The organism is Emticicia aquatilis, from assembly GCF_014644295.1.
GTDB lineage: Bacteria > Bacteroidota > Bacteroidia > Cytophagales > Spirosomataceae > Emticicia > Emticicia aquatilis.
This window is the reverse complement of sequence record NZ_BMKK01000006.1, coordinates 71,673-97,357: the sequence shown is the minus strand read 5'-3', so window position 1 is coordinate 97,357 and position 25,685 is coordinate 71,673. Positions and strand designations below refer to the sequence as shown.

Genomic DNA, 25,685 nt, shown 5'->3' with positions numbered 1-25,685 from the left:
AAAAAGGCTTGGTAAACCAAACCTTTAAAGCAAAATGCAAAATATTGTTTCAAAAAATCAATATTTTGGACATGAAAGTTCTTTTTTATTTCTTCTTTGACGTGGACTATTTCTTTCGAGTGGCTCTAATTGATACGCAATCGAAATTTCGTGCGAACCACCAGTCGAGAAGCCCAAACTTGAAATTGTTACATCATAGCTGTATCCAATCGAAAAATTTTCTTGACGATACCCAAGTAAGAAAACCAAAGCATCATGATTGGTACGTGAGATATTTTGTTTTTTTATGGGAATACCTCTATACCACAATCCCGCCGTAAGAGAAGAGTACGTGCCATAAAAACCTAAATCTAATTGGTCGAATTTTCCTTGTCTTTTATATAAAAATGCAGGCGAAACCGAAAATTCTTTATCGGCATTGGCTGCTCCCGAATAAGGGTTAGCCAATGGGATTTTTAACCCTCCACTAACGCTCAATTTACGAGGCAAACAATCGCCAGTTGGGCAACCAGCAATAGGGCTACTGGTGGCAGAATTCAAAAAAGTATATGTTGGACGATTAATATGGTGCATAGAAATTCCTAACCAAGTACGGCTATTATAAAATAATGCTCCTCCGCTAAAATCAACAAACTTTATGGGAGTAATGTTATTTTTATCAGCAAATGGGTCGCTTGAAGGATTTCCTGTGTATCCACGATTAGTATATTGGTCGCCAAAGGTAAGTCCTAAATAGTCTAAACTTTTATTTGAGTAAGTAGCTTGAGCCCCCAAACGTAAAAAGTTTTCTTCACCTAACTGAATTTGATAGGAGTAGATACCACTAATTTCATTACTTTTCAATCGGCCAGGGCCTTGAGAGTCATTGACCATCATAACACCGATGCCACTATTGAGTTTTTCTATATAATGGTCAACCGAAAAAGCCGAAGTAACAAAATTGGCATTAATCGAAGGCCATTGGTTTCGGTAATTTGCAATCAGCCGTGGTGCATATGCACTACCCGCAAATGCAGGATTCTGATACATAGGTGCCGCATAAAACTGCGAAAATTGAGCGTCTTGAGCCATGCTATTCCAGCAGACCAAAGACAAAAGGAGACTTCCTAAATAAAGTTTTTTCATTGCCTAAATTAAAAGCATTCAACGGGATATTTCTAAGCAAATTTCATTCCAAATACAATCTAAATAATTATTAAACGGATTTAATGGCGTGTTACGTATTTTTTGTAACTATTGTTTGTAAAATTACGTCTTTGTAGTAGAATTGGTGTTATTATTGTTCGATTTTTTGATATTAGCTTTTATTTTAGTAATGAAGTTTCAAATAAAAGAATTTCAAAAGTCGTTTAATTTATAAAAACCACTTCTAAGGTTTGTATGTTTATCTAAGTAGCCTAACAATTAACGAATTATGAAAGGTCGTATTGGCAATACCCTTAAGACTTTTTTACTGATTGCCACTTTTACATACATCTCTTTCGATTCTGTCGCTCAGTTTTATGTAGGAGGCAAACTCTGTGTCGGTTCTGCTGCGATACCGGCTACTCCTTCTATGGGTTCTACGACCACAGCCAACACCGATTGTAGCGAACCAACCATATTTTTCGACCAAAAGAAAGAAACAACTGCTTGGCTTTGGGATTTTGGTGACCCTACTACTAATAATGATGTATCAACAGTTCGTAACCCTAAATATTTTTATTCTACACCAGGGAAATACCTTGTCACACTCATCCGTACTGTGGGAACCACAGTCCAAGCTCCAGATACACTCACAATTACAATAAAAGAACCACCAGTACAGCCATTGTTTTTCAATAAAAAGAAAAGCGATACGACTCTTTGTGATGGGAAAAAACTCAAACTCGACCCATATCGACACCAATTGGGTATTGCACCAAAAGGTACAAAATTTCTTTGGTTTCCGAAAGGACAAACCACACAAACCATTGAAGTAGATTCTTCGGGGTGTTATTCGGTTGAAGTCTTTGATTCAACTGGTGGCTGCTCTCGAATAGCTCAAATCAATGTCAAATTTTGTATACAAGAAACCAGTAGTGGCGGTGGTGAAAAGTGGTATTTTGGACAAGGAGCAACTTTAGATTTTCAAGCCAAGACCAGTCCACCAGCTCCAAGAGATACTTTAGCAAGTAACGGGGACTTATTTGGAAAAACTGACCCAACAGACCCAGTTTTTGTACCAGTAACAGCCACTGCAAGTAATCCTATTCGCTCTCCTGAAGGTGTAGCTATGGTTTATGGTCCAACAGGTTCATTAGTTTTTTATACAGATGGAGTGGCAATTTATGGTAGTAATGACGCACTTTTACCGGCAATTCCCCCACTGACGGATAGTAAATTAGGCGGCACGAACACCTCTACGCAATCGGCAGTTATTATTCCAAAAAATACCTGTAACGAATGTCCGCACCACTTGTATTATGTTTATACAATCAATAAAGATACAGGGCTATTATCATACAGTATTGTAGATACCAGACGAAATGATGGTAGAGGAGCCGTAGTTGAGAAGAATGTGCCAATAAACATAACCACTTCCCAACGCATAACTGCTATGAAAAAGCAAGATGAAACTGGCTTTTTTGTGTACTCGCACGATGCAGGGACGAATACTTTTAGGATATTGAAAATAGATTCGACAGGCACAACCGAAATTACTCAAAATCTTGGTTTAGTTCATGATGATGCGACCAGTCAGCAAGGGTATATGAAACTTTCTGCTACTGGAGCTAAATTGGCCATAGCTGTTTCGAAAGGTGGAAAAAACTATGTAGAAGTATTTGATATAGACCCTGCTACAGGAAGGTTAGGAGCTTCTCCACTAACAATTGATTTAGGTGTATCTGCTCCACCACAAGTCTATGGGGTAGAATTTTCGGACGATGAACAAAAGCTCTACGTTACCCTCAAAGGCGACCCCACAAAGGGACAGACATCGTATCTTTATCAACTTAACTTAAATTTGAGGAATCCAGTAGATATTGCTAATCGAAAGGTAGAGATTGATAAGTCAAAAACTTTTGCGTTTGGAGCACTGCAAAGTGGTCCTGTGAATGGGATGGGCGTCAAATTTATTTACATGGCGATAGAGGGCAGTCAGTATATTCCTTATATTCAATACCCTAATGAATTAGCCCTCTTTGAACAAACTCAAACCAGTAATGCAGCAATTGTAGGTTATCAGCCTATTACAGGTGGTTTTGGGGCTGATGTTTTAGGAAATAGCGGTTTAGGGTTTCCGAATGTTATTCAAGCAAAACAAAAACAGGAAGGAGAGGGACTAAGTGCCACTTACACGGGAAATTGTCAGAATCAACCCACAATTTTTGAAACTCAGGGAATTTGTAGCCCAATGAAAGGCGAAGCCGCTTGGGATTTTGGCGATGGCGGAACGGGTACGGGTTTGAAGACATCTCATACATACACAAAAGCAGGAAGATACATAGTTAAGCTTACACTAACGGTTTATTCCGAAACCATTGTGAGTAAAAATGTGAATATCCCACTCCTAAATAATTTACTGGGAAATGCCCTAAAAGAGAAATGCAAAGATTTTGTGGTGATAGATACATTATATATTAAACCAACTCCAGTAGTTAACTTACCAGATTCAGCTTTTGTTTGCGTAATAGAAGGCGAAACACTTAAACTTGACCCGAAATTACAGCAAGCCTACAACCCTGGATTTCTGTGGAAACCTACCAATGAGACAACTCCAACAATCGTTGTAAGTGCAACAGGAAATTATTCCTTAACAGCAACAAACCGCTTTCAGAATAGCACTACCTGTGCTACAACAGATAAGATTGAAATCAAAGAAGGTTGTGAGCCACGCTTATTTGTTCCTGAAATTTTCACAGCTAATAAAGATGGTATTAATGATATTCTACAAATACCAAATGCTCATATAACAGACTTTGATTTACGCATCTACAATCGTTGGGGAGAGATAATATTTGAATCAAACGACCCAGAAAAAATTTGGGATGGTAGTTATAACGGTAAAGTTATCGCTCCCATGATGTACGCCTTTGTCGTAAGCTACAAAAGTTTATATTTTCCATACCGAGAAAAAATTACTCGTCGAGGAGGAATATTTTTGGTGAACTAATTCATCAAAATACTTATATTTGTGCTTTCAAAAAATAAAGTCTTTCCTCAACTTCATGCGACAAGATTATATCAAAGGTGATGGCGAAGCACTTTCTCCCATCGAAAAAGAGATAGAAAAAGCCTTAAGACCGCTTTCTTTCGATGATTTTACGGGTCAAGATAAGATTTTAGAAAACCTGAAAATATTTGTTCTGGCAGCTAAACAGCGAAAGGAAGCCCTTGACCATGTATTGCTTCATGGCCCACCTGGACTTGGAAAAACAACCTTGTCTAATATTATTGCCAATGAATTAGGAACAAATATAAAAATTACATCAGGCCCAGTTTTGGATAAACCCAGCGATTTGGCTGGTCTTCTAACGAATTTAGAGCCATTTGATGTGCTTTTTATTGATGAAATTCATCGACTTAATCCCATTGTTGAAGAATATTTATATTCAGCAATGGAAGATTATAAGATAGATATCATGCTTGACTCGGGCCCAAATGCCCGAAGTGTGCAGATTGGATTAAATCCATTTACTTTAATTGGTGCTACAACTCGTTCGGGACTTCTTACATCACCACTTCGTGCAAGATTTGGAATCAACTCTCGCTTAGAGTATTACGATGCAGTATTACTGACAAAAATTGTAAAACGTTCAGCATTTATATTAAATATGCCCATCGAAGACGAAGGTGCTTATGAAATAGCCCGCCGTAGTCGAGGAACACCACGTATTGCCAATAACTTATTACGTCGAACCAGAGATTTCGCTCAAGTAAAAGGCGATGGAAAAATAACGATAGCTATTGCCGAAATGGCCCTAACAGCTCTTGATGTTGACCAAGATGGCCTTGATGAAATGGATAACAGAATTTTGATGACCATCATCGAAAAATTCAAAGGAGGTCCAGTAGGCTTATCAACGATAGCCACAGCAGTAGGCGAAGAAGCCGAAACTATCGAAGAAGTTTACGAACCATTTTTGATTCAAGAAGGCTATTTGAAGCGTACGGCAAGAGGGCGAGAAGCGACGGAAAAAGCCTATAAACACTTGAATATATTACCTAAATATCGGATGGGGGAGTTGTTTTAAGAGTTTGCCGTATAATCAATTTTTTTAGGTTTTAGATAAGATAATTATTGTTTTTTTGTAGTTTTGCTGATGTAATAAAGAAACCATAAATAGTTTGCAATAATTGCTCGACAATAAATTAGGATGTACTAAAAAAAAACCATTTCATTGTCAGTCAAATAATTCGTAATTACTACGTAGTTTTATTATTAATACAAAATTGCATATTTAATTACTTCTTTTGCAAAAAGAGTGATTATTCTAAATGCTATCAATTACAAAGAGTAAAATAAAGGCATAAGTTCATGACATTTACATTGAAAGAAAAATCAATTCTTATTACAGGAGGCACAGGCTCTTTAGGAAAAGCACTGACAAAGCATATTATAAACACATATCCTGACGTACACAAAATTATTATTTTTTCACGAGATGAGCAGAAACAATTTCAGATGGCTCAAGAATATCCAGAAAATAAATACCCTCAAATGAGATTTTTTATTGGAGATGTTCGAGATTTTGAGAGAGTAAAAAGAGCATTAAAGGGTGTTGATTATGTAATTCATGCAGCAGCAATGAAGCACGTACCCATTGCAGAGTACAACCCAATGGAATGTGTTAAGACAAATATACTTGGTGCTGAAAATGTTATTAACGCCTGCCTTGAAACAAATGTAGAAAGAGTTGTTGCGTTATCAACTGATAAAGCGGCTGCACCTATTAATTTATACGGAGCTACGAAATTAGCTTCCGATAAACTATTTGTTGCCGCAAATAATATAAAAGGTTGGAATCCTATAAGATTTTCTGTTGTGCGTTATGGAAATGTAATGGGGTCTAATGGTTCAGTTATTCCTTTTTTTATGAATAAAGTAAAGGAGGGTATTCTGCCTATTACAGACCCAAATATGACACGTTTTAATATATCTCTGACAGGAGGAGTTGATATGGTCATGCACGCATTAGAGCATGCTTGGGGCGGAGAAATATTTGTGCCCAAAATACCATCATACAGAATTACGGATATTGCTGAAGCAATTGGCCCAGATTGTGAAAAACCAGTGGTGGGCATTAGACCTGGCGAAAAGATTCATGAAGAAATGATAACTGCCTCTGATTCTTACTATACGTATGATTTAGGAAAATATTATACAATTCTTCCCGCAACACATAGATGGGATTTAGCAGAGTTCATTTTAGCGTTTAATGCTAAGAAAGTTTCAGAAGGTTTTAGTTATAGTTCTGGAAGTAATACAGAATGGGAAAGTGTAGAAAGTTTAAGGAGTCTTATAAAACACCACGTTTCATCTGATATATGAGTTTAATGACACCTATTCCTTATGGGAGACAATGTATCACAGAAGATGATATTGATGTAGTTGTTAAATCTTTGCAGTCAAACTTCCTGACTCAAGGACCTACTATTGAAGCTTTTGAAAACGTTTTTGCCGATTACATTGGCTGTAAATATGCCGTGGCCGTATCTAATGGGACAGCTGCTTTGCATTTATCAGCATTAGCTTTAGGAGTAAATAAAAATTCCAAAGTTATTACTTCTCCTATTACTTTTGCAGCATCAGCGAATTGTGTTTTGTACTGTGGAGGTGAGGTCATTTTTGCTGATATTGAAGAGAAGTCTGCTGTTTTAGATATTAATAAAGTGCGAGAATTACTCGTAAATTCTCCCAAAGGCACTTTTCAAGGCATTATACCAATAGATTTTGCGGGTTTTCCTGTAAATATGGAATCTTTCAGACAATTGGCGGATGAATTTGATTGTTGGCTTTTAGAAGATTCTTGTCATTCACCAGGAGGTTTTTTTATGGATTCTAATGGTGTCCAACAAAATTGTGGTAATGGCCAGTATGCCGACTTAGCTATCTTTTCATTTCACCCAGTAAAACATATTGCTTGTGGTGAAGGTGGTATGATTACTACAAATAATAAGGAGCTATATGAAAAATTATTAAGGCTTCGTACACATGGAATTACGAAGGATAGTAATAAGTTTGTAAAGAAAACTCAAAAGGATGGTGCATGGTACTATGAAATGCAAGAATTGGGATATAATTATCGTTTACCAGATTTAAATGCAGCTTTAGGAATATCGCAATTACAAAGGGCTCATGAAGGAATTGAAAGGCGTATAGAAATAGCAAGAAAATACGATGCAGCTTTTGAAAATACACAAATTAAAACACTTCATAATCCAAGAGGACATGCTTATCATTTGTATGTAATCCAAGTTGACAATAGATTAGGATTATATAATTATTTGAAAGATAATGAGATTTATGCTCAAGTGCATTATATACCTGTTCATACCTTACCTTACTATCAAGGTTTAGGATGGAAAAATGGAGATTTCCCTATTGCGGAAGCCTATTATGAAAAATGCCTAAGTTTACCAATGTATCCAAGTTTAACCGATAAACAACAAGATTTTGTAATAAACTCAATTAAAAACTATTATAATGGCAATTGAAATTAAAAATACACAAGAAAACTTTTGGTCAAGTGATTTTGGAAAAGAATACACAGATAGAAATTCACGAGATACAAGAGATTGGGATAAATTCTATTTAGATACTTACGGGGTAACGAAAACAACTATAAATGAGAAAATTTTAGGTAATTTGCCCAAAGATGCTAAAATTTTAGAAGTTGGCTGCAATACAGGAATGCAATTAGTAGGTTTACAAAAAATGGGATTTACAAATCTTTATGGTGTAGAATTACAGCCATATGCGGTGGAACAAGCGAAAAAATACACTCAAAATATTAACATTATTCAAGGCTCTGGATTTGAGTTGCCGTTTAAAGACAACTATTTTGATTTGGTATGCACAAATGGTGTACTTATTCATATTGCTCCTGAAAATCATCACGGTTTTATGTCAGAAATAGTGAGATGTTCAAAAAAGTACATCACAGGTTTTGAGTATTTTATTGAAGGAGATGTGGAAAGTGTAAATTACAGAGGAAACGAGGGCTTTTTATGGAAAGCCGATTTTTGTAGTATTTACAAAAAAACATTCCCAAATTTAGACGTAATTCAAAAGGATTTTTATCCATACATTACCGACAAGAATTTAATAGATTGTATGTTTTTGTTAGAAAAGAAATAAATAATTAATATGTTAGAGTTAAGATATTGTAAAAAATGTCTTTTCCCCGAAACGAAGCCAGACCTTTTTTTTGATGAGGAAGGAGTATGTTCGGCGTGTCAAGCTGCAGAAGAAAAAGATTATAAAATCGACTGGATTGCTAAGGAAAAAGCATTCGTGGAGATTATTTCTACTTACAAAAAAAAAGATAGTGAAATTGGGTATGATTGTATTATTCCAGTAAGTGGGGGTAAAGATAGTACATATCAATGCTATATGGCTAAAAAATATGGGTTAAACCCATTAGCTGTATGTTTTGAAACAACGTATGTGACAGAGTTAGGGCAAAGGAATATTGATAATATTACAAAAATGGGAATTGATTTGATTCATTTTAAAAAGAATCATCAAGTCTATAAAAAAATGGTTATCGAATCCTTTAAGAGAGTAGGCGATGAGATGTGGCCTAATCATATAGGAATTTTTACCATACCTGTTATAGTTGCAGTAAAATTTGGAATACCACTCATTATATGGGGTGAAAATTCTCAGCAGGAATACGGTGGCCCTATGGAAGCAACAAGAGTTCCTGTTTTAAATCGGAAATGGTTGGAAGAGTTTGGGGGGCTATTGGGAAATAGAATTCAAGATATGATTGGGGTTGAAGGTATTACTGCGAAAGAATTAACACCATATTTTTATCCTTCTGACGAAGATATCAATCGTGTTGGTATAAAAGGAATATTTTTAGGTCATTATTTCTTTTGGGATGCCAGAAAGCAACTTGATATTATACTTCAGGAAACAGGTTTTTCTATTAAGGAAGATGGCCCCATCGAAGGTACTTACACTAACTATGAAAATTTGGATGAAAAATTAGTTGGATTACATGATTACCTTAAATTTGTTAAATACGGTTTTGGAAGGGCAACTGACCATGCGTGCATAGATATACGAAATAAGAGATTGACAAGAGAAGAAGCCAAATACTTAGTTAAAGAATATGATGGAAAATATCCCCACTATGCTATTAAATCTTTTATGGAATATTCTGGTATGACAATAGATGAGATAGATGCAGTAATTGATTCATTTACCAATCCTGTACTTTTCGCACAAGATGAAAATGGAAGGTTTTTACGACATGACAATAAGAACTTAGTACGAAATTTTGAGGTAATTTAGAGAAAGTTTTCACTTTGGTATGACCTAATTATACTTGATAATGGTGGCAATAGTAGAATATGGAATGGGTAACGTGGCTTCTGTTCAGAAAGCACTTCGCTTTTTAAATGTTGATAGTATCGTAACTGCTAATTTTGAAAAAATTAATCAGTCAAAATACATTATACTTCCTGGTGTTGGTTCATTTCGCCAAGCGATGGAGAATTTAGAACAAAGAAATCTTATCTCTTTTTTGAGAGAGAAGGTTACAGAAGGTAAACCATTTCTCGGCATTTGTTTGGGGATGCAGCTATTAGCTGAAAAAGGATATGAAGATGGTCTAACAGAAGGTTTGGGATTTATCGAAGGTGAAGTAATTAGAATTCCTGAATCTAATTTACCTGTACCACATATTGGTTGGAATAATATTAGTATTAAGATTCCTCAGTATTTTGACAAACTTACAGATAGTAATTTCTATTTTGTACATAGTTACTTTTTTAATGCAAAAAACATTAATGATGTAGCTGCAACAGTTAACTATGGGAGTGATTTAGTAGCAGTTGTTCAAAAAAACAATGTTTTTGGTACACAATTTCATCCTGAAAAAAGTCAAACTGCAGGATTACAGGTATTAAAAAACTTTATAGATTTTTATGCTTAAAATTAGAGTTATACCTATATTATCATTCAATGGGTTTGCATTAGTTAAAACCAAGCAATTTGATAATCCTCGTATGGTTGGCAACCCAACGCAAGTAGCAAGGGTTTATAATTCTCGAAACGTAGATGAATTAGTATTTGTTGATATTTTTGCCTCAAAACAAAAACGTAAAATAAATTTAGCAGTTGTTAAGCAAGTAATAAACGAATGTTTTATGCCTGTAACAATTGGTGGAGGTATTGACTCTATTGAAGATATTAATAATTTGCTTAAAATAGGAGCTGATAAAGTAGTTTTAAAAAGCGTTGCCTTGAAAAATCCAAGTTTTATACGAGAGGCTGTTAAGATATTTGGTTCACAATGTATCGTTGTTTCAGTAGATGTTAAATCTGTAAATAATGAGTATAAGGTATATCATTATGAAAACGAAATAAATCGTTCAGCAAATGATTTTATAAAAGAAATGGAAGATTCAGGGGCGGGAGAATTATTCATTAATGATGTTAAGAATGATGGAATGATGAATGGATTTGATATTGAATTATTCAATACTCTACGCAAAGACACTAATATACCCGTTATTGCGAGTGGAGGTGCTGGGAAACCCGAACATTTTGCAGATTTATTAGATAAAGTTAATGTAACAGGAGTAGCAGGAGCAAGTATTTTTCATTATACCCAGTTTACTCCTTTTGATATTAAATATGCCATAAATCAAATCAATCTTCCTGTTAGATTATTTGATTATCATTTATCTGAAGGTGTAAATAAGTAATGTGTTTTATGAAAATAGGAAATTATAATATAGGGCAATCTTACAAACCTTTTATTATTGCTGAAATGTCTGGGAATCATAACCAGTCAATCGAAAGAGCTTTAAAGATTATAGAAATAGCCGCAAAATCTGGTGCAGATGCCATAAAACTACAGACTTATACGGCTGATACATTAACAATTAATCAAAGGGGTGGATTATTTGATATTGAGGATTCTACTTCACTTTGGGCTGGTCGAAATTTATACGAACTATACCAAGAAGCCTATACGCCCTGGGAATGGCATGACGCAATGTATAAGTGTGCGGCAGATAATGGGATTATTTGCTTCTCAACACCGTTTGATGATACAGCCGTCGATTTTTTGGAAAAATTAGATACTCCTGCTCACAAGATTGCCTCTTTTGAGAACAATCATCATCCATTACTAAAGAAGGTCGCAAAAACAGGTAAACCTGTGATTATGTCAACGGGAGCAAGTACAATAGCCAATTTAGATGAGTCTGTAAGAGTACTGAGAGAGAATGGGTGTAACGATTTAATTTTATTAAAATGTACAAGTAATTACCCGGCAACTCCAGAAAACTCTAATATTCGAACGATTCCTCATCTAAAAGAATTATTTAATTGTGAGGTTGGATTGAGTGACCATACCATGGGAATTGGAGTACCGATAGCCGCTGTAACGATGGGTGCTACAGTAATTGAAAAACACTTTTGTTTGAGTAGAGCCGAAGGTGGCGTTGATTCAGCTTTTTCTCTTGAACCTGATGAATTGAAAGCTTTAGTTATTGAAACAGAAAGAGCCTGGCAGTCTTTAGGAGTTGTGCAATATGGGGTGCAAGAATCTGAGAAGAAGAGTTTGCTTTTCAAACGCTCAATTTATGTAGTGAAAGATATTCAAGCTGGAGAACTACTTACTGATAAAAATATTAGAGTGATTCGTCCAGGGGATGGAATGCAACCTAAGTATTATGAGGGGTTGTTGGGGAAAGTGGCAAAGATAAATTATACCGAAGGGACACCGTTGACAAGTTACTAATGAAAACCAAATTTTTTACAACATTATTACTATATCTATCAACTTTAATATCATTAGTTACACAATTTTACATTACCTCTTTTTTTAATAAAAATGATTTTGTGCAATTTAATGTTGGAAAATCAATATTTCAAATGTACGATTTAACTGATTTAGGTGGGCGTCAGGCTTTGGAAAAACTACTGCCGCAATCGTCTAATTATAGGGGTGTATTTTATATTGTTAGTTTAAATTTTATTGTTACTTTATTATCAATATTACTATTTGTTTTTTGGATTATTTTAGGTTATACAAATTATATATATCTGTCTTTAAGTTTATCAGGGGTTTTCTACGCATTAGTTAATAGTTTAAAATCTTATTATCGTTCTAAAGGTGATTTAATTTCATTTTCTAAATTGCTATTATTGAATGATGTTTTATTTCCGATAATTCCATTTCTGTTATTGGTGTTTTACAAAAACTTTTTTTTTTACTGTTCTGCAATTTTACTATCATATATAATTTTGTATCTAATAGTATATTCTAAAACATTAATTAAAATAATACATTTTTTTCCTAAAGTTTTCAAATATGTTGCTGAAGTATTGAGGAATAGTTATCTACTATTTCTTAATACACTATTTCTAATGCTTAGTTCAACAGTTGATAGAATAGTAATAAGCGAATATTTTCATGATATTGCGGCAGATTTTATATTTATATTTACTCTTTTCTCATTAGTGAATATTATACCAACATCATTGATACAAGTTCATATAAAGGATTTAATTTTAAACACAAATAAGGCGTATTACAGTAAATTCATACAAAAAATACTGTTTTTGTCAATTATTTCCAACTTATTTATATATGTATTATATTCATATATTATAAGTTTTTTTCCTTTATATGTTCAAAACTTAAATTTGCTACAAATAACGTTGGTAGGTAATGTGTTGTATTCTATATATGCTGTGCTATTTTATTATTTTCATTCAGTAGATAAAAGGCTTATTATTTTAAAAAATACTATATACAGTACAGTTATATATTATACTGTGCTGTTCTTTATATATCACAACAACATAACAAACATCAAATTCCTTGTATTTATTAAGTTATCGTATTATTTGATGGTAATCTTATTATTAATAATATCATTTTTAAAACATGAGAAGAAAGATTCTATTATTATTAAATAATGCTCCTGATGTGAAAATATTCACAAATGATTTATACAAAAGATTGGAAAACGAAGGGTTTGATGTAATAGTTGCATCTGAGAGTCTTTTTTATCAATATACATTAAATTTAGATTTTTCTGTTGACTACATTTTTAGTCAATATTTTAAATTAAATAAAGATAAATATGATTTAAAATTATTAAATACTTCTATTGCTAATTTTAATATTTGGGAGTCATATTTTAGCGATTATGATAGAGCAAATCATATAGGGAACAAGCATACCAAAGATTATACAAATAAAGTAATGGTTTGCTTATATAATTTTTTTTATGAAATATTTGAAAGAGAAAAAATTGATATAGTGTGGCACGAAGCTGTTTCAAATAGTTTTAACTACGCAGCATATAACATCTCTACCTTATTTAATGCGAAATATAAAGGATTAATTTATTCACGTTTACCTAATAGATATGAGGTACTTAATGCAGTGTATGCAGATTCAAGACAATACATAGAAGAGTATAATAATGCTTTATATAATGCTGATATATTAGATGAAAAGGCAGTAGAATATATAGATAAATACCTATTAAACTTTAGTAATATTCAGCCAGATTACATGCAATTAGTTGGGCTAAATGCTACCGATTCAATGGCACAGCTTTACCTTAGGAAAGATAAAATTAGGTATTTAATTAAGTCGTTGATTTATCTGAAAAAAGAAAGAAAGAATGATGTGCCATATGCTTATCAGTTAGGAAACCCGATTGTATCTTCAATTAATACTTTTTGGATGCAGTTAAAACGTAAAATAAAACTTCCTATAATAATAAAAAAATACTATGAGCCTATTGATAACTCGTTAAATGATTTATTCTTTTTATATCCACTACATTTTCATCCAGAATCTGCTACATCAATTTGGGCAAGGCACCTTAATGATGAGCTCAATACCATTATAAATATCGCATTTAATTTGCCATTTGGGTATAAATTATATGTTAAAGACCATATTAGTGCTGCTGGCTTTCCTTCGTTGTCATTTTATAAAAAACTATCTCAAATCCCTAATGTAGTAATAATTCCGTTTAGTCAAGATGCCAAGATTTTAATAAAAAGATGTGTCAAAGTGATTACACTGACAAGTACAGTAGGATTTGAGGCTCTGGTATTGGGTAAGCCAGTAATCGTGTTAGGGAAGGTATTTTATGAAAAACACCCCTTAGTTACTAAAATTGATAATTTTGAACAGCTATTTAAGATTTTATCTCAATCATCGAGAGATACTATAGCTAATTCTAATAATGCGGTGTCAACAGTGTATGGATATTATAAAATATCAATGTCAATAGATGACTATAAAGATACTATAGATTTGATAATAGATTCAATTAAAAAATAAACATATGAATTATACAATTAATTCTCGAAAAAGAGCTCCACTATGGGTTTTTGCATTTCAGTTAATTCAAGAGAAAATAAGAAAACCACACATTCGTAAAGCTGTTGCGGATATTATATCTAAGTTTTTACCTACTTCGGAAAATAAGACAATTCAGGGGGAGAAACTATATAGTAAATTAAAAGAAGTAGGGTATTGTGAGATGCCAAATATTATTACAACTGAAGAAGCTGATGAGCTAAGAGATAGTTTAACGAATATGATTTGCTTTGACCCGTGGAAACCATATCTTGGCAAATTTAACATTGAAGATGCTCCCAAAGAAGTACATACAGCACAAATAGAGAACGTTTTAGCAATACCACGCCTATTAGAAATTGCCAATAATCCAATTGCATTGGAGGTTTGTGAGCGATACTTTGGATGTAAACCTATTATTGATAGTATTCAGGCATGGTGGTCCTTGCCAGGTCATGAAAAGGCAGAGCAAGCAGAAAATCTGCATAGAGATAATGATGGTATTCGTTTTCTCAAATATTTTATTTATTTAACAGAGGTAACCGAAGAGTCGGGGCCTCATGTCTTTGTGGAGGGTAGTCATTTAGAACCTAAAGGGTTAGATATAAGAAGATATGAAGATACAGAAGTGGAGGCCTTATTTGGTAAAAATAAGTTTAGAAAATTCACAGGTAAGAAAGGCCTATCTTTTATTGAAGATACTTATGGCTTCCATAAAGGACAGCCAGCTAAAACTGAAAAGCGATTACTATTACAAATACGCTATGCTTTGATGCCTACGATTTTTTTGAATAAGAATTACATTAATAATTTCGAAAAAAAGCAAGAATTTGATATTTATTCCAATAAATTTCTTGTGAAATAAGGAGTTACATTTTCAATTGCTATACAGTTTTGTCTTCTAAAAAGCATTAAGCGTGATAAATACAACAAAGAGCAAGAGGATTATTTGCTTATTAGCAGTAGTTTTTCTGAGTTTAATAATTTTCGTTTCTCAACTTCACTTAGACTCGATTTTAAAAATATCTTTTATTTTAAATTTATTGCCAATTTTCGTTGGGACATATTACTACATACATATTCAAAGGTTTAGTATAGCTGGTGGTGCTGTAATTGTATTTATGTTTTTGTTTTATTTTCTTGCTCCAATTTTACAATTGGACAATGATTCTTATGAATTAATAAATAACGCAAAGTATGACACTGATTTATTATTATGTGGCAATCTTTTTGTTTTTGTTTTTTTAACAACATATTTTATTGCATTATTTATTATATTACAAAACACAACGCTTAAAGTGCATGTAGGTAAGTTTAGTTCTAACAGTGTTAGAATGGTGTATATATTGTTTTTTTTTAGTGTCATAATTGCACAAAGGAGCTATAATGAAATGGCAATTATAATATCTACATTTCAGTTAGAGTTGGATGCTGATGAAAGAATAGTAGCGATGTTTCAAAGAAAAGTTCTTTACATGATACCTTTTGTGACAATGTCTGTATATATATTGACAAAAAAAAAGAATTTTTATGTATTTGTGGGGTTTATAATTTTACTATTCTTAGTTTTTTTAACAAAGAATCCGCTGTTAGATAGACGAAATGCAATAGGGCCTGTTTACATTTCATTACTTATATTCGTATTTAAAAAAAAAATTAATTCAAATATAAAAATTTTTGCACTTTTATTTGTGATGATGGTAGTCTTATTTCCACTAAGTTCTTTGTTAACACATATATCCATTGACGAGTGGGGAGAAAAATCTGTAAACTATGGAGAATTAATAAAAGAGCATTTTGTCGATTTACATTATGATGCTTGGGCTAATATACCGGCAAGTATTTTATATGTAAGAAAAAATGGATATGCTTTTGGAAATCAATTATTAGGGACAATCACATTTTGGGTTCCTCGTTCAATTTGGGAATGTAAGCCTATATCAACTGGTGAATTAATCGGAAACTTTTTAATGCAGTTTGAAGGACTACATTTCAATAACATTTCGTCTACTCTTATTGTTGAAGGATATATTGATTTTGGAATATTTGGTATCATTCTCTATGGTTTTATATTGGCTCTATTTGTAGTTTGGCTTGAAAAAATGTATAATACTGAAAGAATTTACGATGAAATTTTTTCAGTGTACTCATCCATATTTATTTTTTTTATTTTGAGAGGTGCGTTAATGCCAGCAGTTGCATATTTGACAGGTGCATGGATATCCATTGTTTTAATACCCAGTTTATTCAATAAAGTTATTATTCTATTTAAATTTTTGAAAGTAAAGTGATGCCAACTGTGAAAAAAACTATCGTAATATCTGCAATTAATTTATTTGAAGGTGGCCCCTTTAGTATATTAGATGATTGTATAAGGGAATTGGTACATGATAGATATGAATATAATATTAAAATTCTGGTCCACAGTATAAAATTGGTAGAACATTATCAATCGAGTAATATTGAATTTGTACAATTTCCTAAATCAAGGAAGTCATATGTAAATCGTTTATTTTACGAATTTTTTTATTTTTATAAATTATCAAAAAAATGGGATGTGTATTTATGGCTATCATTGCATGATGTATCTCCGTTTGTAAAAGCTGAAAAGCAAGCTGTTTACTGCCATAATGCTTCAATATTTAGAGATGTTTATTTTAGAGATATTTATTTGCAGCCAACTCTTTTTTTCTTTTCATTATTATATAAATATATATATAAAATTAATATAAAGGCTAATAAGTATTTAATTACGCAATCTTCATGGATGAGAGATGCTTTTAGTGATTTATTTTCAATTTCAAAAGAAAGAATAATTGTTGCTAAACCAACAACCACAATTGTGCCAGCAAATATAAAAGAAGCTTTTAAATATGGAAAAAATAAAACTTTCTTTTTTCCTGCCTTCCCTAGACCATTTAAAAATTTTGAAGTAATTGGGGATGCTTGTGCAATTCTATATGAAAATAAAATTACTAACTTTGAAGTTTATATAACATTAGATGGTAGTGAAAATATTTACTCTAAATTAATTTACAATAAGTATAAACATTTGCCTAATATCAACTTTTTGGGCTTATTGAGCAGAGAAGAGGTGTTTAAAGTATATAAAGAATGTGATGTTTTAATTTTTCCTTCAACATTAGAGTCTTGGGGACTTCCTATATCGGAATTTAAAGATTTTAATAAACCTATTTTATTAGTGGACTTGCCTTATGCCCACGAAACCTTAGGGTATTATCAAAAAGTAAATTTTTTCGATGCTAATAATCCTAAAATTTTAGCTGATTTAATGAGAAAACACATTAATAATGATATAACTTTTGATGGTAATAAAGACCTCAATATTTTATCTCCTTTTGCCTCTAATTGGAAGGAATTATTTCAAATTTTACTTCAGGATAAATGAAATGTGTAATAGCTGGCAGTATAGTACTGTATAATAATGATTCAGAGACTTTAAGAAAAGCAATTGAAAGTTTTTTAGATACAGAATTAAATGTAAGACTTTATTTAATTGATAATTCGACAAGTAATAGTTTAAAAAAATTAAAAACCCTTGATGATAGAATAGAATATGTACACAATAATGCGAATATCGGATTCGGAGCTGCTCATAACATTGCTATTAAGTCTGCAATAGATATGGGGGCTAAATATCATTTTGTAATCAATCCAGATATTTTTTTTTATGGCAATGTCATCGAAACAATGATTGCGTTTATTGAAATGGATTCATCTGTAGGTATGTTGATGCCTCAGATTTTATATCCTGATGGTTCAATTCAGTATTTGCCAAAACTATTGCCATCTCCAATTCAAATTATTTGGCGAAAAATAGGGATGCCCAAAACAGCATTTCGAAAGTTTATCGACTTATATGAATTAAGGAAGGTACCTCAAAAGCAAATTTGTAATGTACCTGTTCTTTCGGGGTGCTTTTCCTTGTTGAATTTAAATGCCATTAAAGAGGTTGGGCTATATGATGATACATTTTTTATGTATTTTGAAGATTGGGATTTGTCGAGGAGAGTACACCAAAAATATAAGACACTTTATTTTCCATTAGTATCGGTTTATCATGAATATGAGCGAGGTGCAAATAAAAGTTTTAGATTATTCAAGATTTTCATAAAATCTGCTTTCTCTTATTATAAAAAATGGGGTTTTTTTATTGATAAGGAAAGACACAAAATAAATAAAAAAACTTTAGAGCAATTTAATTAATTATGTATAATATACAGATTTCTGGTATTACTGGATTTATTGGAAAAAACTTAAAAAAGTATTTAGAGATTAATGAAAATAATGTATCAGAGGTTTTACTAAGAAACAATAATCAAGACCTTATTAGATTAGAGACAGATACAATCATACATTTAGCTGGTAAAGCACACGACACAAAAAAAAAAACAAAATTGGAAGAATACTACGAAGTAAATACTGCTTTAACTAAGAAACTATTTGATGCGTTCTTAGCCTCTAATGCTAAGGTTTTTATTACATTAAGTTCAGTAAAAGCTGTTGCAGATAGCGTAGATGGTATTCTAACGGAAGAAGTTATACCTAATCCCTCAACTCACTACGGGAAGTCTAAATTATTGGCAGAGCAGTATATTTTTTCAAAACCAATACCCAATGAAAAAAGAGTATATGTTTTGCGTCCCTGCATGGTTCATGGAAATGAGAATAAAGGAAACTTGAATTTATTGTATAAAATAGTAAGTAAAGGAATTCCATATCCTTTAGGCTGTTTTGAAAATAAACGCTCTTTTTTGAGTATTACAAACTTATGCTTTGTTATTGATGAATTAATACATCAAGAAGATATTCCTTCGGGTATCTACAATGTAGCTGATGAAATACCGCTGTCCACAAATCGTTTAATTACACTTATGGGAGAAGTGCTAAATCGAAGGTCAAAAATTTGGTTTATTAATCAATCCGTCATTAGATTTATTGCAAAAATAGGCAGTATATGTCATCTACCATTAGATACTGAGCGTTTACAAAAGTTAACTGAAAATTATATAGTGAGCAGTGAAAAATTATTAAAAGCACTGAAGAAACCTTTACCTATATCTTCCGAAGCAGGCTTACGAATTACTATTAAATGTTTTGCTGATGAAAAATTATAGTCTATTAATTTGGGGTGCTTTTTTGTTTATTTTTGAGATACTATATATCAAAATAGCTAATTATTTTAATATTATTGATAAACCCAATGAGCGTAGTTTACATTCTAAAGTTACTATCAGAGGTGGAGGAATAGTTTATTGGATTGCAGGCTTGATTTATTTTTATTATTATTCAGACTATTCTTACCCTTATTTTTTTTTAGGATTCACTTGTTTAGTAATCATCAGTTTTATAGATGATATTGTCACAGTACCTAATCGTTATCGTTTGTTTACACAGTTTGGAGCATTGGTTTTACTGCTCTGTGAGGTGTCATTTTATACCCATTACTCTTATTATTGGACTTTACCTATTGTGATAATAGGAGTTGGTATTCTTAATGCCTATAACTTTATGGATGGAATTAACGGTATTACTGGTACTTACAGTTTGGTAATATTATTGACATTGACTTATATAAATAATTATGTTTTTCTTTTCATTGAACAAGGATTTCCTAACATAACTATCATTAGTGTTTTAGTATTTTTAATATTTAACTTTAGAAAAAAAGCAATTTGTTTTGGAGGTGATGTTGGAAGTATTGGGATTGCATACATACTGATTTTTTGTGTAGGCCACTTGATATATCTAAGCCACGATTGGAAGTATATATTTTTATTCACTATTTATGGAATGGATAGTATCTACACTATACTTTATCGTTTGCAGCTTAAACAAAATATCTTTAAAGCACATAAACTTCATTTATTTCAGATATTGGTATATAGTTATAACTTGTCTCACTTACAAGTTACGATTTTATATGCAGGAGTACAATTAATATTAAATATTTGGATTATTAATCAATCAGCAAATAGAATAATATACTACATTCCTTTCCTATTTTTGTTGGGATTGATGCATATAGTTAGAGAAAAGCGACAATTTGGAATAACCATTAAATAAAATTTGTAAATAAAGTTTTAATTAGTCTAAAAAACTCACGTACTTAGTATTTATAAAATTGACAAATTATTTATTAAAACAACTAATATTTAAGACAATGAAAACATGTATTACAAAATTGCTTTATGTAGCTACTATTCTTTCGCTAAGTACTTTGGGTGCTTTTGCTCAAAAAGAGAGAGCGAATGTTGGTATTGGAACAACTCAGCCTGATGAGTCGGCAGTGTTAGATATTAAATCATCGACAAAGGGGGTATTAATGCCTCGTATGAGTTTGCAAGAAAGAAATGCAATTCAAAATCCAGCTAATGGATTGATAGTGTACCAGACAGATATGTTATCTGGTTTTTACTTTTATGATGGTAAAAATTGGAAGCCACTAACAACTACAACAGATGCAAATTCAGTTGCTGGTGTAGATGGAGACTGGACATTATTAGGAAATGCTGCTCCAGCTGGGTCTTTTATCGGAACAACAAATGCTACTCCTCTTGAGTTTAGAGTTAATAATGTACGATTCGGATATTTAAGTCCAACTCAAACAACTCTTGGAAATCAAGCTTTATTAGCTAATACTAGTGGTCTATATAACCTTGCAATAGGAGAGTATGCTCTATACGGTAATACGACTGGTTCATACAACGCTGCCTTGGGGTCATCAGCATTAGAGAAGAACAACGGCACTTGGAATTCTGCTATAGGTTATCAAACTTTGCAGAATAATACGTCTGGAGCATATAATGTTGGGATAGGGGGGAGAGCTCTATTTAGTAATACGACAGGTATAAGTAATATGGCAATCGGAGTTAATGCACTTTACACCAATACTACTGGAAATGAAAATACAGCAATTGGTGTGAATGCTTTGAATGGAACAATAGGAAATAGTAATATAGGTATTGGAAATGAAGCTGGTATGAATAAAAATGGGACTGGTAATATTTATATTGGAGCCTTTGCGGGGAGAACGTCATCTTTAACTGCTGAAAGTAATACGCTTTACATAGCAAATTCAAATACCACAACTCCTTTAGTTTATGGAGATTTTGCAACAAAGTATCTTGCAGTTGGTGAAGTAGCTGCGGCCGACCGTGCAGCGGCAACCTCAGGTGGATACCGATTATTGGTAAAAGGTGGAATGATTACTGAAAAAATAAAGGTCGCAGTAGCTGGAAGTGCTGATTGGGCTGATTACGTTTTTGAACCATCATATAAGTTGATGTCTTTAGATAAAGTGGAATCTTTTGTGAAAGAGAACAAACATTTACCAAATGTACCTTCAGCAGAAGAAATGTCTAAAAATGGTTTAGATGTAATGCAGACATCCGCCAAGTTAATGGAGAAAATTGAAGAATTGACGTTGTACATGATTGAAATGAACAAAGAAATTAAGGCTTTGAAAGCAGAAAATGCAAAGTTAAAAAAATAAGAAGTGATGTTTCTCTATTAAGCATCTGATGTTACTTATCAAGATAACCTCTGTCTGAATTGGCAGAGGTTTTTTTTTACCGAATAATAAAATTATATATATATAAATCGTCAGAAACTTGCTGTGTGAGTGTTTCTCACTAAATTTGTTGATGGTTTTAGCCAAAACTCAAAAACTGATAAACTATGTCCCAATTTTTACAAAAATATGCAGATAGGTTTGTTTCAAAGTGGCTAATTTTAGTATTAGATTTATTTATTTGTGCCACAACATTCTCTTTCGCCTCAATACTAAGATTTAATTTTGATTTAATATATATCAATCCTAATTTATTTAAGTATCATTTGGCCATTATTTTAGTAGTTAAAATATGTGTTTTTGTGTATTTTAAGTCATATACTGGTATTGTTCGCCATACAAGTATTGAAGATGCAAAAATGTTATTTAGGGTAAATACACTATCACTGGGTATTTTGCTACTATGTTATGTTATATCTTGGGGAGGAAAAATAAATGTTTTTTTTCATTTGCCACTTTCTATATTAGTAATTGATTATTTTGTTTCTTCATTCGCTCTCATTTTTAGTCGTTTATTAGTAAAAAGTATTTATGAAAATATCTTAGGCTCGTTTAAAACAAATGTAAGTGTGATTATTTATGGAGCGGGATACCTTGGTTTAATGGTGAAGAATACTTTAATGAAAGACAAAAAAAAGAAGTATAATATTCTTTGCTTTGTAGATGATAATCCTCAAAAAATTAATAAGACAATAGAGGGCGTCAAGGTAATTTCAAGAAAGGAAGCAATCAATGATTATATCAAGGGTAATAAAGGAGGACATGTGGAGGTTATTTTTGCGATTCAGTCAATTTCACCAACTACAAAAACAAAAATAGTTGAGGAGTTTTTGTCGAATGAGGTTACAATAAAAACTATTCCGCCAATTAGTCAATGGATGGATGGAGAATTGAATATTAATCAGATTCAACATATTAAAATTGAAGATTTGTTGGAGAGAGAGGCTATTTCGATAAATAATAGGTTAGTTAAACAGTTTATCACAGGTAAAAAAGTATTGATTACAGGAGCTGCTGGTTCTATTGGTAGTGAGTTAGTTCGGCAATTAATTAAGTTTTCTCCCAGTAAGTTAGTATTGATTGACCAAGCCGAATCTGCTCTATATGATTTAGAAACTGAATTAATACGAATGGATATTGGCGGAGTTTTACCAAATATCAGAGTTGAAATTTTGAATGTTTCGAGTGAAAAATCAGTTGAAAAATTATTTAGAGAAGAATGCCCACAAGTAGTTTTTCATGCAGCAGCTTACAAACATGTGCCTTTGATGGAAAAAAATCCATATAATGCCGTTAAAGTAAATGTATTTGGCACAAAGAATGTAGCGAATCTTTCATCTAAATACGGCGTTGAGAAGTTTGTGATGGTATCAACTGATAAGGCCGTAAATCCTACTAATGTAATGGGGGCAACCAAGCGTTTGGCAGAAATGTATGTGCAGGGCTTGAACAGTTATCATGGAAATAGTACACGGTTCATCATTACTCGATTCGGCAACGTATTGGGTTCAAATGGTTCCGTGATTCCTCTATTCAAAAAACAAATTGAGGTCGGTGGGCCAATAACTGTTACACACCCAGATATTATTCGCTATTTTATGACTATTCCTGAAGCGTGCCAACTTGTTTTGGAAGCAGGAACAATGGGAAAGGGTGGTGAAGTGTATGTATTTGATATGGGTGAACCTGTCAAAATTGTTGATTTAGCAAAAAAAATGGTGCAATTGTCTGGTTTGGTCTTGGATAGAGATATTAAGATTGTATTTACGGGATTGCGTCCAGGGGAGAAACTATTTGAAGAGCTTCTGCATAGTAATGAAAATACAATTCCTACATATCACAATAAAATTATGATTGCAAAAGTTGTTGCAGAAGATTTTGATATATTATCAACAGAGTTTCAAAAGTTAGAAACGATAATTGCAAAGATGAATAATATTGAGATAGTTGCGGCACTCAAGAAACTTATCCCAGAATATCTCAGTAACAACTCTATTTACGAAAAATTAGACAAATTAGAAAGTACGCATGAGCTGCAGGCCAATACCTAAATTAGACTTAAACAAAGCATCTGAATTATAAGATATCTGGGAAGATACGATATTCTTTTTGTAAGAAAATTGTGCACTTTGCAGTATAGAAGTTTGATTAAACTTCTTATCTACACCATATACATGATTGTTTGTATTTGAGAATTTTGTTAGAAAAGAAATTTCTTTCATTCGATAGTAAGCCCCTAAAAAAAATCCGGAAAGTCTATTGACTACCATATAGGTTGATGGTATGGATTTAGAAATAGAAGCATAATTGGGTGTAAAGACTTCTTGTTGAATATTTCGAAGAGGTATTATAAATGGTGTTCCAATTGTATTACCTTTGTAAATCCACTGATAAAAGCCATTATTAAAATAGTTGTCGCCACCTCTAATTTGCGGAATCGTACTACCACTTCCACCTGGCCCTCCTTGACTTTTTGTATTGATAAACTCAAAAGTAAATTTTATTAACCCTGCATTTGTATTTTTTCTTTTATACGAAAGGCCCAATAGCCCATCGGTGATATTGCCCAAATAGAACAATGAACCGTCTTCATAAAAACTTTGACGATAAAGAAATAAATCAAATTTATTAAAACACATTTCTGTGGCAATATCAACACTGCCCAAATGATTGCCCGAACGATTCCAAGCATCATTGATAGGAATACCATCTTTTGATATACCATCTCCTTTTCGGTTGAGAGAAACCCCCGAAATAACATATAAATACGTATTGAAATCGTTTCCATAGTTCGTAATGAGTTTGCCTGTTTCCTTTTCAATATAAGGTTTATGTGGTTTTCCTCCCCATTGTACTTGATGATTAAACCCAGCATACATTTTAACCCTCCAATTAGGCTTGCCAATTCTTCCATATAGAGATTTTTGATGTAAAAAGAAGTTTTTGGTAGAATCACTGCTCCCAAACCAACCATGAGCATAGGCTCCTTTGATAGAGATAAGGCCTTTACCAAGAATTGAAACATAGTTAGGAATTGAAATTTGGAGTTTTGGCAATGGCAAGGCGTTACCAGACCAAATATATGAGCCAGATGTAAGCGTTGTATCGACTAAGCCTACTACTTCTTTCCTCCGTCCTCCATAAAACTCAAATACTCCATAACGTCCTTTCAAGTAGGCTTCTGGTAGGATAATTTGGTTTGCCTTACCAACATTGATAACCGTACTTATTCCGTACCCGTAACTAAATCTTTTTTGTTTGTTTTGCTCGTTTTTTGTAGAATCGTATTCTTTGTGTGTAGCTCCTCTTAGGGTTAAAAATTGTGATTCTAAAGGAATGATTCCATATTGATTAGAACGTAATAAAAAAGGGTTTTGACCTGATGTAGATAGATATATACCAGATTCGAGTTCGTATCGGATGTTTTTGGTGACACCTTGTGCTAAACAAACATTGATGGTTAGAATACTCAAAAAAAGTTTAAAAGATGGTATTTTTGAGATAATAAGGTACTGCTGCATAGAATTAGAGAGTTATCAAGTTTCCAAAGATAA

At 32.6% G+C, this 25,685-nt stretch carries 20 protein-coding genes; 18 read left to right on the top strand and 2 right to left on the bottom strand.

What is annotated here, in order from left to right:
* Window positions 1-57: 57 nt before the first annotated feature.
* Window positions 58-1,125, bottom strand: a complete 1,068-nt coding sequence (locus IEX65_RS15505; protein ID WP_188767037.1) for a PorP/SprF family type IX secretion system membrane protein — start codon at window positions 1,123-1,125, stop codon at window positions 58-60.
* Between the two features lie 289 nt (window positions 1,126-1,414).
* Here IEX65_RS15505 and IEX65_RS15500 point away from each other — a divergent pair, with 289 nt between their 5' ends.
* From IEX65_RS15500 to IEX65_RS15415, 18 genes are all read left to right on the top strand, one after another.
* Window positions 1,415-4,135, top strand: a complete 2,721-nt coding sequence (locus IEX65_RS15500) for a PKD domain-containing protein (protein WP_188767035.1) — start codon at window positions 1,415-1,417, stop codon at window positions 4,133-4,135.
* A gap of 55 nt (window positions 4,136-4,190) precedes the next feature.
* A complete protein-coding gene (gene ruvB / locus IEX65_RS15495; protein WP_188767034.1) occupies window positions 4,191-5,216 on the top strand; it encodes a Holliday junction branch migration DNA helicase RuvB in 1,026 nt (341 codons plus the stop codon).
* Window positions 5,217-5,500: 284 nt separating this feature from the next.
* The gene (gene pseB, locus IEX65_RS15490) at window positions 5,501-6,514 is read left to right on the top strand and encodes a UDP-N-acetylglucosamine 4,6-dehydratase (inverting) (RefSeq protein WP_188767032.1); all 1,014 of its coding nucleotides are present in this window, start codon (window positions 5,501-5,503) and stop codon (window positions 6,512-6,514) included.
* A 5-nt stretch (window positions 6,515-6,519) separates the two neighbouring features.
* Window positions 6,520-7,680: a UDP-4-amino-4,6-dideoxy-N-acetyl-beta-L-altrosamine transaminase gene (pseC, locus tag IEX65_RS15485; RefSeq protein ID WP_188767030.1), complete on the top strand. Its 1,161-nt coding sequence runs from the start codon at window positions 6,520-6,522 to the stop codon at window positions 7,678-7,680.
* Window positions 7,670-8,323 (top strand): pseudaminic acid biosynthesis-associated methylase, encoded by a 654-nt coding sequence (locus IEX65_RS15480; RefSeq protein ID WP_229250710.1) that lies wholly within the window; start codon window positions 7,670-7,672, stop codon window positions 8,321-8,323. Before pseC ends, IEX65_RS15480 begins: the two co-directional genes overlap by 11 nt.
* 9 nt (window positions 8,324-8,332) lie before the next feature.
* Entirely contained in the window at window positions 8,333-9,487 is a 1,155-nt protein-coding gene (locus IEX65_RS15475; RefSeq protein WP_188767021.1) for an N-acetyl sugar amidotransferase, read from the top strand.
* Window positions 9,488-9,527: 40 nt separating this feature from the next.
* Complete coding sequence (gene hisH / locus IEX65_RS15470) at window positions 9,528-10,130, top strand: imidazole glycerol phosphate synthase subunit HisH (protein WP_188767012.1); 603 nt, start codon at window positions 9,528-9,530, stop codon at window positions 10,128-10,130.
* On the top strand, window positions 10,123-10,905 hold the full coding sequence (hisF, locus tag IEX65_RS15465; protein ID WP_188767011.1) for an imidazole glycerol phosphate synthase subunit HisF: 783 nt from the start codon (window positions 10,123-10,125) through the stop codon (window positions 10,903-10,905). The genes hisH and hisF overlap by 8 nt, the downstream gene beginning before the upstream one ends.
* 8 nt (window positions 10,906-10,913) lie before the next feature.
* Complete coding sequence (gene pseI / locus IEX65_RS15460) at window positions 10,914-11,948, top strand: pseudaminic acid synthase (protein WP_188767010.1); 1,035 nt, start codon at window positions 10,914-10,916, stop codon at window positions 11,946-11,948.
* 1,152 nt (window positions 11,949-13,100) lie between these two features.
* Window positions 13,101-14,519 (top strand): capsular polysaccharide export protein, LipB/KpsS family, encoded by a 1,419-nt coding sequence (locus IEX65_RS15455; protein ID WP_188767009.1) that lies wholly within the window; start codon window positions 13,101-13,103, stop codon window positions 14,517-14,519.
* A 4-nt stretch (window positions 14,520-14,523) separates the two neighbouring features.
* Window positions 14,524-15,402: a phytanoyl-CoA dioxygenase family protein gene (locus IEX65_RS15450; RefSeq protein ID WP_188767008.1), complete on the top strand. Its 879-nt coding sequence runs from the start codon at window positions 14,524-14,526 to the stop codon at window positions 15,400-15,402.
* 52 nt (window positions 15,403-15,454) lie between these two features.
* Entirely contained in the window at window positions 15,455-16,828 is a 1,374-nt protein-coding gene (locus IEX65_RS15445; RefSeq protein WP_188767007.1) for an O-antigen polymerase, read from the top strand.
* A gap of 8 nt (window positions 16,829-16,836) precedes the next feature.
* Window positions 16,837-17,946 carry a glycosyltransferase gene (locus IEX65_RS15440; RefSeq protein ID WP_188767006.1) on the top strand — a complete coding sequence of 370 codons (1,110 nt, stop codon included), beginning with the start codon at window positions 16,837-16,839 and terminating at the stop codon, window positions 17,944-17,946.
* The gene (locus tag IEX65_RS15435) at window positions 17,943-18,764 is read left to right on the top strand and encodes a glycosyltransferase (RefSeq protein ID WP_188767005.1); all 822 of its coding nucleotides are present in this window, start codon (window positions 17,943-17,945) and stop codon (window positions 18,762-18,764) included. Before IEX65_RS15440 ends, IEX65_RS15435 begins: the two co-directional genes overlap by 4 nt.
* A 2-nt stretch (window positions 18,765-18,766) precedes the next feature.
* Window positions 18,767-19,675 (top strand): NAD-dependent epimerase/dehydratase family protein, encoded by a 909-nt coding sequence (locus IEX65_RS15430; protein WP_188767004.1) that lies wholly within the window; start codon window positions 18,767-18,769, stop codon window positions 19,673-19,675.
* The gene (locus IEX65_RS15425) at window positions 19,662-20,624 is read left to right on the top strand and encodes an MraY family glycosyltransferase (protein WP_188767002.1); all 963 of its coding nucleotides are present in this window, start codon (window positions 19,662-19,664) and stop codon (window positions 20,622-20,624) included. The genes IEX65_RS15430 and IEX65_RS15425 overlap by 14 nt, the downstream gene beginning before the upstream one ends.
* Before the next feature lie 97 nt (window positions 20,625-20,721).
* Window positions 20,722-22,053, top strand: coding sequence for a phage tail-like protein (locus IEX65_RS15420; RefSeq protein ID WP_188767001.1), 1,332 nt, complete (start codon window positions 20,722-20,724; stop codon window positions 22,051-22,053).
* Window positions 22,054-22,238: 185 nt separating this feature from the next.
* Window positions 22,239-24,182 (top strand): polysaccharide biosynthesis protein, encoded by a 1,944-nt coding sequence (locus IEX65_RS15415; protein ID WP_188767000.1) that lies wholly within the window; start codon window positions 22,239-22,241, stop codon window positions 24,180-24,182.
* On the opposite strand, the gene IEX65_RS15410 is transcribed toward IEX65_RS15415, so the two are convergent.
* The gene (locus IEX65_RS15410; protein WP_188766999.1) at window positions 24,147-25,652 is read right to left on the bottom strand and encodes a capsule assembly Wzi family protein; all 1,506 of its coding nucleotides are present in this window, start codon (window positions 25,650-25,652) and stop codon (window positions 24,147-24,149) included. The genes IEX65_RS15415 and IEX65_RS15410 overlap by 36 nt on opposite strands.
* Between the last annotated feature and the right edge of the window lie 33 nt (window positions 25,653-25,685).

Excerpts from the sequence above, each read along its gene's own strand:
- IEX65_RS15425 (WP_188767002.1), top strand. The coding sequence starts at position 19,662 with ATGAAAAATTATAGTCTATTAATTTGGGGTGCTTTTTTGTTTATTTTT.
- pseI (WP_188767010.1), top strand. The coding sequence starts at position 10,914 with ATGAAAATAGGAAATTATAATATAGGGCAATCTTACAAACCTTTTATT.
- IEX65_RS15415 (WP_188767000.1), top strand. The coding sequence starts at position 22,239 with ATGTCCCAATTTTTACAAAAATATGCAGATAGGTTTGTTTCAAAGTGG.
- IEX65_RS15455 (WP_188767009.1), top strand. The coding sequence starts at position 13,101 with ATGAGAAGAAAGATTCTATTATTATTAAATAATGCTCCTGATGTGAAA.
- pseC (WP_188767030.1), top strand. The coding sequence starts at position 6,520 with ATGACACCTATTCCTTATGGGAGACAATGTATCACAGAAGATGATATT.
- IEX65_RS15505 (WP_188767037.1), bottom strand. The coding sequence starts at position 1,125 with ATGAAAAAACTTTATTTAGGAAGTCTCCTTTTGTCTTTGGTCTGCTGG.
- IEX65_RS15420 (WP_188767001.1), top strand. The coding sequence starts at position 20,722 with ATGAAAACATGTATTACAAAATTGCTTTATGTAGCTACTATTCTTTCG.
- IEX65_RS15435 (WP_188767005.1), top strand. The coding sequence starts at position 17,943 with ATGAAATGTGTAATAGCTGGCAGTATAGTACTGTATAATAATGATTCA.
- IEX65_RS15410 (WP_188766999.1), bottom strand. The coding sequence starts at position 25,652 with ATGCAGCAGTACCTTATTATCTCAAAAATACCATCTTTTAAACTTTTT.
- IEX65_RS15430 (WP_188767004.1), top strand. The coding sequence starts at position 18,767 with ATGTATAATATACAGATTTCTGGTATTACTGGATTTATTGGAAAAAAC.
- IEX65_RS15475 (WP_188767021.1), top strand. The coding sequence starts at position 8,333 with ATGTTAGAGTTAAGATATTGTAAAAAATGTCTTTTCCCCGAAACGAAG.
- IEX65_RS15480 (WP_229250710.1), top strand. The coding sequence starts at position 7,670 with ATGGCAATTGAAATTAAAAATACACAAGAAAACTTTTGGTCAAGTGAT.
- IEX65_RS15450 (WP_188767008.1), top strand. The coding sequence starts at position 14,524 with ATGAATTATACAATTAATTCTCGAAAAAGAGCTCCACTATGGGTTTTT.
- hisH (WP_188767012.1), top strand. The coding sequence starts at position 9,528 with ATGGTGGCAATAGTAGAATATGGAATGGGTAACGTGGCTTCTGTTCAG.
- IEX65_RS15500 (WP_188767035.1), top strand. The coding sequence starts at position 1,415 with ATGAAAGGTCGTATTGGCAATACCCTTAAGACTTTTTTACTGATTGCC.
- ruvB (WP_188767034.1), top strand. The coding sequence starts at position 4,191 with ATGCGACAAGATTATATCAAAGGTGATGGCGAAGCACTTTCTCCCATC.
- hisF (WP_188767011.1), top strand. The coding sequence starts at position 10,123 with ATGCTTAAAATTAGAGTTATACCTATATTATCATTCAATGGGTTTGCA.
- pseB (WP_188767032.1), top strand. The coding sequence starts at position 5,501 with ATGACATTTACATTGAAAGAAAAATCAATTCTTATTACAGGAGGCACA.